The sequence below is a fragment of the Pseudomonas sp. Marseille-Q1929 genome (genome assembly GCF_017316265.1).
Lineage (GTDB): Bacteria > Pseudomonadota > Gammaproteobacteria > Pseudomonadales > Pseudomonadaceae > Aquipseudomonas.
Window position 1 is genome coordinate 40,741 of sequence record NZ_JAFLWU010000027.1, and the last position, 12,670, is coordinate 53,410.

Annotated in this window: 11 protein-coding genes; 7 read left to right on the forward strand and 4 right to left on the reverse strand. The window is 61.4% G+C overall.

Annotated features, from left to right (window positions below):
• Positions 1 to 83 precede the first annotated feature (83 nt).
• Together J1G37_RS23595 and J1G37_RS23600 are read right to left on the reverse strand one after the other, a co-directional pair.
• The gene (locus J1G37_RS23595; RefSeq protein ID WP_207045664.1) at positions 84 to 1,037 is read right to left on the reverse strand and encodes a homoserine kinase; all 954 of its coding nucleotides are present in this window, start codon (positions 1,035 to 1,037) and stop codon (positions 84 to 86) included.
• Positions 1,038 to 1,096: 59 nt separating this feature from the next.
• Positions 1,097 to 1,384 (reverse strand): DUF2782 domain-containing protein, encoded by a 288-nt coding sequence (locus J1G37_RS23600; RefSeq protein WP_207045666.1) that lies wholly within the window; start codon positions 1,382 to 1,384, stop codon positions 1,097 to 1,099.
• Positions 1,385 to 1,458: 74 nt separating this feature from the next.
• Between J1G37_RS23600 and polA the strand changes: the two genes are divergently transcribed.
• Positions 1,459 to 4,236 carry a DNA polymerase I gene (gene polA / locus J1G37_RS23605; protein WP_207045667.1) on the forward strand — a complete coding sequence of 926 codons (2,778 nt, stop codon included), beginning with the start codon at positions 1,459 to 1,461 and terminating at the stop codon, positions 4,234 to 4,236.
• Positions 4,237 to 4,506: 270 nt separating this feature from the next.
• On the opposite strand, the gene yihA is transcribed toward polA, so the two are convergent.
• Positions 4,507 to 5,148, reverse strand: coding sequence for a ribosome biogenesis GTP-binding protein YihA/YsxC (gene yihA / locus J1G37_RS23610; RefSeq protein ID WP_124527086.1), 642 nt, complete (start codon positions 5,146 to 5,148; stop codon positions 4,507 to 4,509).
• A 192-nt stretch (positions 5,149 to 5,340) separates the two neighbouring features.
• Between yihA and J1G37_RS23615 the strand changes: the two genes are divergently transcribed.
• From J1G37_RS23615 to J1G37_RS23640, 6 genes are all read left to right on the forward strand, one after another.
• Positions 5,341 to 5,643, forward strand: a complete 303-nt coding sequence (locus J1G37_RS23615; protein ID WP_124527087.1) for a c-type cytochrome — start codon at positions 5,341 to 5,343, stop codon at positions 5,641 to 5,643.
• A gap of 34 nt (positions 5,644 to 5,677) precedes the next feature.
• Positions 5,678 to 6,289 carry a cytochrome c4 gene (locus tag J1G37_RS23620; RefSeq protein WP_124527088.1) on the forward strand — a complete coding sequence of 204 codons (612 nt, stop codon included), beginning with the start codon at positions 5,678 to 5,680 and terminating at the stop codon, positions 6,287 to 6,289.
• A 168-nt stretch (positions 6,290 to 6,457) separates the two neighbouring features.
• Positions 6,458 to 7,093: a thiol:disulfide interchange protein DsbA gene (dsbA, locus tag J1G37_RS23625; RefSeq protein WP_017734686.1), complete on the forward strand. Its 636-nt coding sequence runs from the start codon at positions 6,458 to 6,460 to the stop codon at positions 7,091 to 7,093.
• A 10-nt stretch (positions 7,094 to 7,103) separates the two neighbouring features.
• Positions 7,104 to 7,982 (forward strand): endonuclease/exonuclease/phosphatase family protein, encoded by an 879-nt coding sequence (locus J1G37_RS23630; protein WP_017734685.1) that lies wholly within the window; start codon positions 7,104 to 7,106, stop codon positions 7,980 to 7,982.
• Positions 7,979 to 10,012 carry a GGDEF domain-containing protein gene (locus J1G37_RS23635; protein WP_207045669.1) on the forward strand — a complete coding sequence of 678 codons (2,034 nt, stop codon included), beginning with the start codon at positions 7,979 to 7,981 and terminating at the stop codon, positions 10,010 to 10,012. The genes J1G37_RS23630 and J1G37_RS23635 overlap by 4 nt, the downstream gene beginning before the upstream one ends.
• 88 nt (positions 10,013 to 10,100) lie before the next feature.
• Entirely contained in the window at positions 10,101 to 10,877 is a 777-nt protein-coding gene (locus tag J1G37_RS23640) for an N-acetylmuramoyl-L-alanine amidase (RefSeq protein ID WP_207045671.1), read from the forward strand.
• Here J1G37_RS23640 and J1G37_RS23645 read toward each other — a convergent pair.
• Positions 10,874 to 12,661, reverse strand: coding sequence for a KinB sensor domain-containing domain (locus J1G37_RS23645; protein ID WP_207045673.1), 1,788 nt, complete (start codon positions 12,659 to 12,661; stop codon positions 10,874 to 10,876). The two genes, J1G37_RS23640 and J1G37_RS23645, sit on opposite strands and share 4 nt — an antisense overlap.
• Between the last annotated feature and the right edge of the window lie 9 nt (positions 12,662 to 12,670).

Below are 12,670 nucleotides of genomic sequence, written 5' to 3' on the forward strand. Positions count from 1 at the left end.
TGCGGTCTGTCAGTTCACATATCGGGTGACTGATGTATCGCTATCGCAGGCAAGCCAGCTCCCACATTGACCGAGTTGATGCTTTAGAGCGCGAACGGCAGTTGGATTGTCACTTGCTGGCGTTGCGCTAAGCGGTGTTCGAACTCTGCCGGGTCATGAATCAATACATCCTGCCCCGCAAACGACTCTGCCGCGATCAGGCGTGACAGCCAGAACCGCACACACGCCACCCGCAGCATCGTCGGCCACAATTCGGCCTCCTTGGCGGTGAACGGGCGCAGCCCTGCATAGGCGCCCAGTAGTGCGCGGGCACGTTGGCCGTCGATCACGCCGTTTTCGTCCGAGCACCAGTCATTCAGGGCGATCGCCACGTCGTACAGCATCGGGCCGGAGCAGGCGTTGTAGAAGTCGATCAGGCCTGTCAGATGGGTGCCTTCGAACATCGCGTTATCGCGGAACAGGTCTGCGTGAATGTTCGCGCGCGGCAGGGCGAGGATCTGCGTCTTGTGGGCTTCGATCTCGTCCAGCGCGTCTTGCAACAAGCGCTGCGGAGCTGCCTCCAGATGCGAAATCAGCTGCGCACCTTCACTGAGCATCCAATCCAGGCCGCGATCGGTCTTGCGTTCCAGTACCTTGTCGCCTTGTGTCGCCAGGTGCAGATGGCCGAGCAGTTCGCCGACCTGGGCGCAGTGCTGGGCGTTGGCGTGCTTGATGTGCTTGCCGGCCAGGCGCGGTTGCAGCAGGGCCGGTTTGCCTTTCAGCTCGCGCAGGGCCTCGCCGTCGGTGGTGCGCAAGGCGTAGGGCACGGGCAGGTCGGCGTCGTGGAGCACGTCGAGCAGTTCGATGAAGAACGGCATTTCGGCGACGGGGCCGCGCTCAACCAGGGTCAGGACGAATTCGCCCTGTTCCAGGCTGATAAAGAAATTGGTGTTTTCGCTACCGGCGGCAATTCCCTGGAAATCAAGCAGGCGGCCGAGCCCGTAAGGGGCGAGAAAGGTTTCCAGCTCGGGCCGAGCCAGGGGGGTGAACACAGACATGGTTAAAACTGCCAGTACGGGCGCCGCAGGGCGCGGCGCCAAGTTAAGTTAGGAGATCACTACCATTCGAAGATCTTCCATGATGGGATCAACATATCCGGCTGGTCAGAGCGGATAAAATTCGCATCGGTTCCGTCCGCGCGAACTAGAAAATACGGTTTAGCGCCTTTGACGGTGATCTTGATTGCATAGAGGAAGCCGTTCTGGCGGTACTCCTGAATCGTTCTGTCGCCTTCCGTGCGAATGGTAACGTCCGGATCCCCCCCGGGCGCGCTGTCTGCCGCCATGGCAGCCATCGGAGTGAGTGCAATCAAGCCAGTCAACAGCAGGCGATTGAATGTACGCATGATAACCTTGTCCCTTTGTCGTCATTGGTCCGGCTATTCTAGCGCCTGACCCGCCGAAAAGGTTGATCCTGCTCATGAGCCAAGCCCCCCTCGTCCTGGTGGACGGTTCTTCTTATCTGTACCGCGCCTTCCACGCGCTACCACCGCTGACCACCTCCAAAGGCCTGCCGACCGGTGCGGTAAAGGGCGTGTTGAACATGCTCAAAAGCCTGCGCAAGCAGTATCCGGGCAGCCCGTTCGCGGTGGTGTTCGACGCCAAGGGTGGGACCTTTCGCGACGACATGTACGCCGAATACAAGGCCAACCGCCCCAGCATGCCCGATGACATGCGTGTGCAAATCGAGCCGCTGCACCAGAGCGTGATCGCCCTGGGCTTCCCGTTGCTGTGCGTCGAAGGCGTCGAGGCCGATGACGTGATCGGCACCCTGGCCCGCAGCAGTGCGGCGGCCAACCGCCCGGTGGTGATCTCCACCGGTGACAAGGACATGGCGCAGTTGGTCGATGGGCACATTACCTTGGTCAACACCATGACCGGTAGTTCGATGGATATCGACGGCGTAAAAGAGAAATTCGGCGTCGCTCCCGAGCAGATCATCGATTACCTGGCGTTGATGGGCGATTCGTCCGACAACATCCCGGGCGTTCCGGGCATTGGGCCGAAGACCGCTTCCGGCTTGCTGGTTGGCGTGAATGGCGGGATCAAAGAGCTGTATGAGCAGTTGGACGTTGTGCCGACCTTGCCTATCCGTGGCGCCAAGACGTTGCCGGCCAAGCTGGAAGAACATAAGGAAATGGCGTTCCTGTCCTACCAGTTGGCGACGATCAAATGCGATGTGCCGCTGGATGTGGGCCTGGATGACCTGCACCTGATCGAGCCGGATCGTGAAAAACTGCTGGAGCTCTACACGCTTCTGGAGTTCAAAAGCTGGATTGATGAGATTCAACGCGATGCCAAGCGTGTCGAGCTCAAAGCCGCGCCTGTTGCTGAAGAAACCGTTGAAGTCGCAGCACCCGTGGAAGCGGCCTACACCACTATCCTCGACCAGGCCACGTTTGATGTATGGCTGAAAAAACTCAACGACGCGAAGTTGTTCGCCTTTGATACCGAAACCACCGGCATCGACGCACAACAGGCGCAGTTGGTTGGACTTTCTTTTGCCATTCAGCCCTATGAAGCGGCCTACATCCCGCTGACCCACTCCTACATCGGCGTGCCGGAGCAGTTGGACCGCGACACTGTTCTGCTGGCCCTGAAACCGCTGCTGGAAGACCCGACCAAGCTCAAGGTCGGCCAGCACGCCAAGTTCGACATGAATATCCTGGCCAACTGCGCCATCGGCGGCGACCCGGCCCACGGCATTACCGTGCGCGGCATTGCCTTCGACACCATGCTCGAATCCTACGTGCTCAACTCCACCGCGACCCGGCACGACATGGACAGCCTGGCCAAGAAGTACCTGGACTACGACACCGTCAGCTTCCAGGACATCGCCGGCAAAGGCGCCAAGCAGCTGACGTTCGACCAGATCGCGCTGGAGCAGGCGGGCCCGTATGCGGCTGAAGACGCAGATATCACCCTGCGCCTGCATCAGGAACTGCATGCGCAACTGGCCGCCATCCCGAGCCTGGCCAGCGTGCTGACAGACATCGAGATGCCGTTGGTGCCCGTGCTGGCGCGTATCGAGCGCCAGGGCGCGTTGGTGGACAAGGATTTGTTGGGCGTCCAGAGCGTCGAACTGGGCAAGAAAATGGTGGAACTTGAGCGCCAGGCCTTCGAGATTGCCGGCGAGGAGTTCAACCTCGGTTCGCCCAAGCAGCTCGGCGCGATCCTCTACGAGAAACTCGGCCTACCGGTGCTGAAGAAAACCGGCAAGGGCCAGGCGTCAACCGCTGAGGAAGTGTTGGCCAAGCTGGCCGAAGATGACTATCCGCTGCCCAAAGTGCTGATGCAGTACCGCAGCATGAGCAAGCTGAAAAGCACCTACACCGACCGCCTGCCGGAGCAGATCAACCCGCGCACCGGGCGCATCCACACGTCCTATCATCAGGCGGTGGCGGCGACCGGGCGTTTGTCGTCCAGTGATCCGAACCTGCAGAACATTCCGGTGCGTACCGCCGAAGGGCGTCGGATTCGTCAGGCGTTTGTCGCGCCAAAAGGCTACAAGCTGCTGGCGGCGGACTATTCGCAGATCGAACTGCGGATCATGGCGCACCTGTCCAAGGACGAAGGCTTGATGAACGCCTTCCGCGACAACCTCGACGTACACACGGCCACGGCGGCCGAGGTGTTCAAGGTTGAGCTGGATGAGGTCACCACGGATCAGCGTCGTAGCGCCAAGGCGATCAACTTCGGCCTGATCTACGGCATGGGCGCGCAGAAGCTGGGCAAGGATATTGGCGTCGATACCAAGACGGCCAAGGCCTATATCGATGTGTACTTCGCCCGCTACCCCGGGGTTCGCGAGTACATGGAGCGCACCCGTGCCCAGGCGGCGGATCAAGGTTATGTCGAGACCTTCTTCGGCCGTCGCCTGTACTTGCCGGATATCAACTCCAACAAGCCGCAGGAGCGCGCGGCGGCAGAACGTACCGCGATCAACGCGCCGATGCAGGGAACTGCCGCAGACATCATCAAGAAAGCCATGGTGCGGGTGGACAACTGGCTGGCCGATTCGGACCTGGATGCCAAGGTGATCCTGCAGGTGCACGATGAACTGGTGCTAGAGGTGCGTGAGGACCTGGTTGCTGAAGTCAGCGAGAAGATTCGCGAGCACATGAGTGCTGCGGCGCAGCTGGATGTACCGCTGCTAGTGGAAGTGGGCGTGGGTAACAACTGGGACGAAGCGCACTGATTCTAGGGCTTTGCCGCCACCGGAGGGTGGTGGCAGAGTGCTTTAGATCAGATAACGCCGTGAGTTATTTCCAATAGTTTTTTACGCCTGCCGGAACTTAACCCGTGAAGTGCTACTCAGAGTTACTGAATGGGTGGTGAAGCCCTTTAATGCTCCTATGTTGTGTTAAGTGTTGGCAGATATCTGGACCCCGCCCTAGCGGTCCAGAACTTGAACCCCGAACTTCCCCTCCCCATACGAAGTCCGGGGTTTTTTTTGCCCGCAGAAAAGTTACTCGGCGATTTCCGCGCCTTTGTCGGCCAGTTCCATCCAGTCGGCCAGCACGGTGTAGGCTTCTTCCAGGCCCAGGCGCTTGGGCGCCGAGAACAGCTGGATGGTGATCGCGTCACCCCAACCTTTACGGATTTCCGCCTGCACTTTGAGCAGGGTGTTCTTGGCTGCGCCGTAGGTCAGCTTGTCGGCCTTGGTCAGCAGGATGTGCATCGGCATGCCGCTGGCGACCGCCCAGTCGAGCATCAACAGGTCGAAGTCGGTCATTGGATGACGGATGTCCATCATCAGGATCAACCCCTTCAGGCTCTCGCGGCCACCCAGGTAAGCCTCCAGGTGACGCTGCCAGTGCAGCTTCAGCGGGATAGGTACTTTCGCGTAACCGTAGCCCGGCAGGTCGACCAGACGCCGATCTTCGTCTAGCTTGAAGAAATTGAGCAGCTGCGTGCGGCCCGGGGTTTTCGAGGTGCGCGCCAGGCTGGCGTGGGTCAGGGTGTTCAGTGCGCTGGATTTACCGGCGTTGGAACGGCCGGCAAAGGCGACTTCAAAGCCTTCGTCATCAGGGCATTGGTCAACTTTGGCGGCGCTGAGCATGAACGTGGACTGTTGGCACAGGCCGAGGATGGGGTTCTTGAGTTGCATGAGATTTCCGATGTGGGCGGTGCCGAGAAAGGGTGCGGCAAGCGGTGTCGTTTCCGTTTCAGTAGCGCCAGTATATAATGCCGCAGATTTTGTGTGTGCTTTGTCCCAGCGAAGGATGAGGTTCACGGGAGCGATAGACCTTTATTGCGCATTAGAACGCAAAACGCTCTCAAACCCTGAAAAGGTCGATGTATGACCCGATGGTTGCTCGCTTTTGGTGTCCTGATCCCGCTTTACGGCGCTCAGGCTACACAGGATCCGGAAGCGGTGTACAACCGAGTTTGCGTGGCTTGCCATGCTGGCCAGTTGCCCAATGCCCCCAGACGGGGAGATCAGGCAGCCTGGGCGCCAAGACTGGCGCAGGGCATGGACACGCTGGTGCAACACGTGACCCAGGGTTTCAAGGCAATGCCGCCGCGTGGTTTGTGCATGGACTGCAGTACTGAGGATTACCAGGCCGTCATTCAGTTGATGGTGAGTAAACCCGGTAGATAACTCTTAAACCCCTTAGCCGTAGTTGGATTAGCTGATGAACAAACTGATCGTGAGTCTGCTGTTGACCCTGGGCATCACCGGTGTTGCCCATGCTGCAGGCGACGCTACAGCGGGCCAGGCGAAAGCCGCCGTGTGTGGTGCTTGCCATGGACCGGATGGCAACAGCCCGGCGCCGAACTTCCCCAAACTGGCCGGCCAGGGTGAACGCTACCTGACCAAGCAGATGCACGACATCAAGGATGGCAAGCGCACGGTGCTGGAAATGACCGGCTTGCTGACCAACCTCAGCGATCAGGACCTGGCGGACATCTCGGCGTATTTTGCCAGCCAGAAGGGCAGCGTGGGAGCTGCCGATCCGAAACTGGTCGCCCGTGGCGAGAAGCTGTTCCGTGGCGGTGACCTGGAAAAAGGCCTGCCTTCCTGCATCGGCTGCCATTCGCCTAATGGCGCCGGTATCGCCGCGGCGGGCTTCCCGCACTTGAGCGGCCAACACGCCACCTATATCGCCAAGCAGTTGACCGATTTCCGCAAGGAAGAGGCCGGGCGAGCCAACGATGGCGACGCCGCAATCATGCGCACCATCGCCCGCAAACTCAGCGATGAAGACATTGCGGCGGTCTCCAGCTACATCCAGGGCCTGCACTAAGCTGCACGCAACGTTAACGCTCGATTAATCCGTCGATGCAAGCATAAAAAGGGTGGCCTAGGCCGCCCTTTTTTGTGGCCGGTGCCGTTACACTAACGAACTCATGCCCGCGTAGACCTGTCACAACAAAGGTCGCGTGAGGCGACTTTATTTGTCCAGGAGTAAAGCATGCGTAATCTGATCCTCAGCGCCGCTCTCGTCACTGCCAGCCTCTTCGGCATGACCGCACAAGCTGCCGACGTGCCGCTTGAAGCCGGTAAAACCTATGTTGAATTGACCAATCCGGTACCGGTTTCGGTGCCTGGCAAGATCGAAGTGGTGGAGCTGTTCTGGTACGGCTGCCCGCATTGCTACGCCTTTGAGCCGACCATCAATCCGTGGGCTGAAAAACTCCCGTCCGACGTTAACTTCAAGCGTATCCCGGCCATGTTCGGCGGCCCTTGGGATGCCCACGGCCAATTGTTCCTGACCCTGGAAGCCATGGGTGTGGAGCACAAGGTCCACAACGCGGTCTTCGACGCGATCCAGAAACAAGGCAAGCGCCTGACCAAGCCTGACGAAATGGCTGACTTCGTTGCCACCCAAGGCGTGGACAAGGACAAGTTCCTGGCCACCTTCAACTCCTTCGCCATCCAGGGCCAGATCAAACAGGCCAAGGAACTGGCGCAGAAGTATGGCGTGCAAGGCGTACCGACCCTGATCGTCAACGGCAAATACCGTTTTGACCTGGGTACTGCCGGTGGTCCGGAGGCTGTCCTTAACGTCGCCGACCAGCTGATCGCCAAAGAGCGCGCAGCCAAGTAAGGGGCCCGCCATGCGCCGTTGGGGGACTGAACGCGTCGTCGGCCTGCACGATCCGCAGGTCAACGAGCACCACCTGGAATCCACGGGCCTGCCGGCCGACAGCCGGTTGCGCCTGCTCAGTTTCAATATCCAGGTGGGCATCAGTACCGAGAAGTACCGGCACTACCTCACCCGTGGCTGGCAGCACCTGCTGCCCCACAATGGGCGCGCCGGTAACCTGCAGAAAATCGGCAACCTGCTGAGCGACTTCGACCTGGTCGCCTTGCAGGAAGCCGATGGCGGCAGCATCCGCTCCGGTTACGTCAATCAAGTCGAACACCTGGCCCAGCTTGGGGCGTTCCCCTACTGGTACCAGCAGCTCAACCGCAACCTCGGGCGCCTGGGCCAGCACAGCAATGGTGTGCTCAGTCGCTTGAAACCATGGGCGATCGAAGATCACCCGCTGCCCGGCCCCAAGGGGCGCGGTGCGATCCTCGTGCGATTTGGCGAGGGCCCTGAAGCCCTGGTGGTGGTGATGATGCATCTGGCGTTGGGTGCCCGCACCCGCACGATGCAGCTGGCCTACATCCGCGAGCTGATCGGCAACTACAAACACCAGGTGCTGATGGGTGACATGAACACCCACGCCAGCGACCTGCTGAACAATTCCCCGCTGCGGGACCTCGGGTTACTGGCGCCGCAAGTCGAAGCCACGTTTCCCAGCTGGCGTCCGCAGCGCTGCCTGGACCATATCCTGCTGAGCCCGACCCTCACGCTCGAAAGCGTGCAGGTATTGGCGCAGCCCATCTCCGACCACCTGCCGGTCGCGGTAGAGATTCGCCTGCCGGGTTCGCTCACGGCCGATGCATTGCCCGCGTTGAGCCCTGGCCCCCGCGGACCCCTTGCATGAGCGACGACGCCCAGCGCTGGAAAGAAAAATACCTGTTAAGCATCGAGCAACAAGAAAAGCTCGAACGCCGTTGGGCTGCCCGCCTCGACCTGCTGCGTCGAGGGCTGGTGCGTAGCACGCTGGCGGCGGAAGGCACCGACCGCGCGGTCGACCAATGTATGAAGGAAATGCGCGACGTAGTGCGCACCGACGACATGGACGCCGCCCTCGCCGCCCTGCTGCCACGCCTGGAAAAGGCTGTGCTGGATTCCGAGCAGCGCCGCGAAACCCGGGTCGAGCAGATCAGCACCGCGCTGACGGCGCTGGTCGCGCAGCTGCAAAAACTGCCGTTGCCCCGTGACGTCGCGCGCCCGCTGAAAACCTTCGCCAAGCAATTGGACAGCCGAGTGGGCCAGGCGCGCGAGATCCCGCTGCTGCTCAGTGAGTTGAGCAGCCTGCAAGGGCAGGCACTGGAGAACCTGGAGCCGGATGGCGAAAACCCGCGCCCAGGGCCCGGGCTGTTGCAACGCTTGTTTGGTGGCAAGGACGTCGCCAATGAGGCGCCGGTGAGCGAGCAGGCGGCGGTTGCCGCCGTGCCACCCGCCGCTCCGAAGCCTGCGTCCGAGCCTCTGCCCCAGGAGCCTGCGCAGTCTGAAGAGTTGTCCGAGGCGCTGCGCGCGTTTGCACCGCTGCCCCAAGTTGCACCCGTACCTGTGCCTTGCGCCCCGGTGGTCGAGGCCGTCAAGCCAGCGGTTGTAGCTGATGCGCCGGTCCACGCTGCGGCGCCTGTCGCTACACCCGAGCCCGAGCTGCCCGCGCCGCAGGCCGAAGCTCCCGCCGTCGAAAGCGCCCTCGCCACCTTTGTCGAAGCGCCGCAGGTGCCGGTCGAAGCACCGGAGCAAACCGTCATCGGCAGCCTGTCACTGCCGCCGGTGCTCGAGCGCGCTGATCCCGACGAGCTGCAATCAGAGGGCATCTACGCCCTGCCCGATTCGCCCGAGCCGTCCTACAGCTCCGTGGCCAAGCATATCGAAGACACTTTGCTCGGCCTGCTCGAAGACCTGTCGCTGCCCGAACGCCATCGGCCACAGGCCGAGGCGATGCGCGAGCGCCTGGCCCATGGCTTGAACTGGTACGAGCTGCTACCGATCCTCGACGATCTGGCGGTGTTGATGCTGGCGATCACCGACAGCGGCCAGCACGAGTTCGAGGCGTATCTCAAGCAGCTCAACGAGCGCCTCGAAGCGTTCCAGGGCCATCTGCAAGTGGCCAGTGATGGGCATGCCGACAGCCGTGACGCTGCCCGCGAGCTGGATACGCAGATCCGTGAGCAAGTCGACGGCCTGCAAAGCAGTGTGCAGGAAGCGGCTGACCTGGACAGCCTCAAGCACGTGCTGGAAAGCCATCTGGAAGGCCTGCTCGGCACCATGGACCAGCACCAGCAGCAACGCGACCAGCGTGAGCAGGAAGTCGCGGCGCGCTTGAAAGGCTTGGCCGAGCGGGTGGCCAACATGGAGCAGGAAGCCCAGGGCTATCGCGAGCACCTGGAAGTGCAGCGCCAGAAAGCCCTGCTCGACCCGCTCACCGGGCTGCCCAACCGCGCGGCCTGGAGCGAACGCCTGGACCACGAGGTCAATGCCTGGCACCAGCGCGGCAACAGCCTGTCGCTGGCGATGCTCGACCTGGACCACTTCAAGCGGATCAACGACGGTTACGGCCATCTGGCGGGCGACAAGGTGCTGAAAATCATCGCCAACGTCCTGCGCAAGCGCCTGCGCCCGACTGATTTCATCGCACGTTTTGGTGGCGAAGAGTTTGTCTTGCTGATGCCCGACTCATCCCTGGCGGATGCGCTGGCGGTGGGCGAGGTGCTGCGCGCGGCCATCGAGGCGTGCCCGTTCCACTTCAAAGGCGAGCCGGTGACGGTCACGGTGTCCATGGGCGTGGCGCAGTTCCTGCCGGGCGAGCGCAGTGACCTGGCGCTCAAGCGCGCCGATGCGGCGTTGTACCGGGCCAAGGCGGCGGGACGTAACCAAGTGCAGGCAGCGTAAAAGTTGTTCCATTTTGTGATTTGAGCGCCGCGTCACAAACGGTACGTTACACTGTTGCATTATCGTCTTCAGCGTACTGCCTTCTGCCATGAAATCCTTATCCATTGCCTTTGTGTTTCTTCTGCTTGCGGGTTGCGCCAGCGGCCCGCGCCTGGACACCAGCCATCCCTCGGCGAACCACGACAACCGCGTGCAGTTCGTGATCGTCCACTACACCTCCACCGACCTTGAGCGCTCGCTGGCGCTGCTGACCCACGGCCAGGTCAGCAGCCACTACCTGATCGGCGACGACGCCTCAGGCAAGATCTACAAATTGGTGGATGAGAGCCAGCGCGCCTGGCATGCCGGGGAAAGCGAGTGGATGGGCCGCACCTGGCTCAACTCCAGCTCCATCGGTATCGAAATCGTCAACCCAGGCTATCGCGACACGCCGACGGGACGCGTGTGGTATCCGTATTCCGAAGCGCAGGTGAAGTCGTTGGTGGTGTTGCTCAAGGACATCAGCAAGCGCAATGGCATCGACCCGAAGAACATCATTGGTCATAGCGATATTGCGCCGCTGCGCAAGTTGGACCCGGGCCCGTTGTTTCCGTGGAAGCGTTTGGCCGATGAAGGCCTGGGAGTGTGGCCGGACGCCCAGGCGGTGGCGCGGTTCCAGGTGCAATACGCCGCCGACCTGCCGAGCATTACCTGGTTCCAGGAAGAATTGGCCCGTCTGGGCTACCAGACACCGCAGACTGGCGAACTGGATGTGGCTACGCGCCATGTGATTGCAGCGTTCCAGATGCACTTCCGGCCGGCATTGTTTGATGGCACGCCTGATGCCGAGAGTGCTGCGATCCTGCGGGCGTTGAACCGCCGTTAAAGCGGTAGCGCCATATAGAACTGCGTCCCCTGCCCCGGCCGCGAATACACGCCCATGCGGCCGCCGTGCAGTTGCACGATCTCCTTGCACAGCGCCAGCCCCAGGCCGGCGCCGCCTTTCTTGCGGCCCACCTGGACGAACGGTTCGAAAATGCGCCCTTGCTGGCCATAGGCGATACCTTCGCCGTTGTCCTCGACGCTGACAATCACCCGTTCCCCATGACGCCGTGCCTGCAGGCGAATCTGCCCACCCTCGGCGGTATGGCGCAGGGCGTTGGCCAAGAGGTTGTCGAGCACGCGTTCCAGTTGCGCCTGGTCGGCGTACAGGCGTGGCAGGTCGGCTTGCGCTTCTACCAGCAGTTCGATGTTCTGCGCCTTGGCCGGCTCGGCGAAGCGCGCACGGGCGTGCTCAAGCAGATCGTTCACATCACACGGCCCCAGGGTGAGTTTTTGCAGGCCGTTCTGGTAGCGCGAGAAGTTGAGCAAGTCGTTGATCAACTGCATCAGGCGCTGCATTTCTTCATTGACCGTATCCAGCAGGTCCGCTTCGCGCGACTCCGCAGGAAACTTCGCACGCTCGCGGAACAGGCCGAACGCCATGTGCATGCCGGTCACCGGTGTGCGCAGCTCATGGGACGCACGCAGGACGAACTCGCTGCGTACCCGTTCAAAGGCGCGCTGTTCGGTGACGTCATGCAGCACCATCACCGCGCCAAGGATGTGCCCCTCGGTATGGCTCACGGGCGTGAGGCTGTAGGTCAGCAGGCGCAGTTCACCTTCGACTTCCACTTCCAGGTCTTCCGGTGCGCGCTCCAGGTTGCCGCCGCGCAGCACCAGTTGCAGTTGCTCATCCAGTTCGGGGCGCATCAAGGCTTCGCCCAAGCCCTGGCCGAGGCGTTCCTCATCCCAGCCCAATTGGCGCTGTGCTACCGGATTGAGGTGCTCCAGGCGGCCTTGGCGGTCGATCATCAGCAGGCCATCGTCGATGCTGTCGAGCACCGCTTGCAGGCGTTGCTGGCTAGCGAGCAGTTCGTCGATATTGGTTGCCTGATGCTGTCGCAGGGCTTCGGCCATGATGCCGAAGCGCCGTGTCAGTTGGTTCATCTCCGCCGCTGACGAGATCGGCAGCGTCACTTCGAAATCACCCTGACCGATCTTGTCCGCCGCTTTGGCCAAGGCTTCGATCGGTCCGCCAAAACGTCGGGCGATGCCATGGGCGGTGACAAAGCCGATGATCAGCACTGCCAGGCCCACAAGGCCGAGCAAACCGGCGATGAGCAAGGCGCGTTCGCGGGATTTGTGTTCGCTGGTGCTGATGTTTTCCAGGGCTTGCTTGTGTTCGGCGATCAGGCCGTTGCGCAGCACATTGAAGGCTTCGGTGAGTTTTTCCTTGCTGCCCGGCGCTGTTGCGGCTTGCTGGGATTGGTCAAATGCGTCCAGCAGGTTCTGGTAGTCGCCCCGGGCCTGGCTGAAACCGGTGCCGTGGCCGTCGCGCTGTTCATGGGCGATGCCTTGGTCCAGCAGGTCGAAGTAGTGCTGCTTCGACGCTTGCAGCGCTGCGGGGTCTGGGCGTTGCTCCAGCATCATGATCAATTGGTCGCCCAGGCTCTGGCGCAGCTTGAGGCCCAGGTCCAGGGTGATGAAGTTGCTGCGAATCAGCGACTCCTGGGTCTTGGCCATTTGCATGACGCTGACCAGGCCCAGGATCAGGCCCAGCAGGGCGACGGTGATCAGCGCTGAGATACTCAGGAACAAGCGAGTCCGCAGCTTCATCGCTAACTTCATAAGGTGCAG

Coding starts and splice junctions, on each gene's coding strand:
- J1G37_RS23645 (WP_207045673.1), bottom strand. CDS start 12,661: ATGAAGTTAGCGATGAAGCTGCGGACTCGCTTGTTCCTGAGTATCTCA.
- dsbA (WP_017734686.1), top strand. CDS start 6,458: ATGCGTAATCTGATCCTCAGCGCCGCTCTCGTCACTGCCAGCCTCTTC.
- J1G37_RS23615 (WP_124527087.1), top strand. CDS start 5,341: ATGACCCGATGGTTGCTCGCTTTTGGTGTCCTGATCCCGCTTTACGGC.
- J1G37_RS23600 (WP_207045666.1), bottom strand. CDS start 1,384: ATGCGTACATTCAATCGCCTGCTGTTGACTGGCTTGATTGCACTCACT.
- J1G37_RS23630 (WP_017734685.1), top strand. CDS start 7,104: ATGCGCCGTTGGGGGACTGAACGCGTCGTCGGCCTGCACGATCCGCAG.
- J1G37_RS23635 (WP_207045669.1), top strand. CDS start 7,979: ATGAGCGACGACGCCCAGCGCTGGAAAGAAAAATACCTGTTAAGCATC.
- J1G37_RS23620 (WP_124527088.1), top strand. CDS start 5,678: ATGAACAAACTGATCGTGAGTCTGCTGTTGACCCTGGGCATCACCGGT.
- J1G37_RS23595 (WP_207045664.1), bottom strand. CDS start 1,037: ATGTCTGTGTTCACCCCCCTGGCTCGGCCCGAGCTGGAAACCTTTCTC.
- yihA (WP_124527086.1), bottom strand. CDS start 5,148: ATGCAACTCAAGAACCCCATCCTCGGCCTGTGCCAACAGTCCACGTTC.
- J1G37_RS23640 (WP_207045671.1), top strand. CDS start 10,101: ATGAAATCCTTATCCATTGCCTTTGTGTTTCTTCTGCTTGCGGGTTGC.
- polA (WP_207045667.1), top strand. CDS start 1,459: ATGAGCCAAGCCCCCCTCGTCCTGGTGGACGGTTCTTCTTATCTGTAC.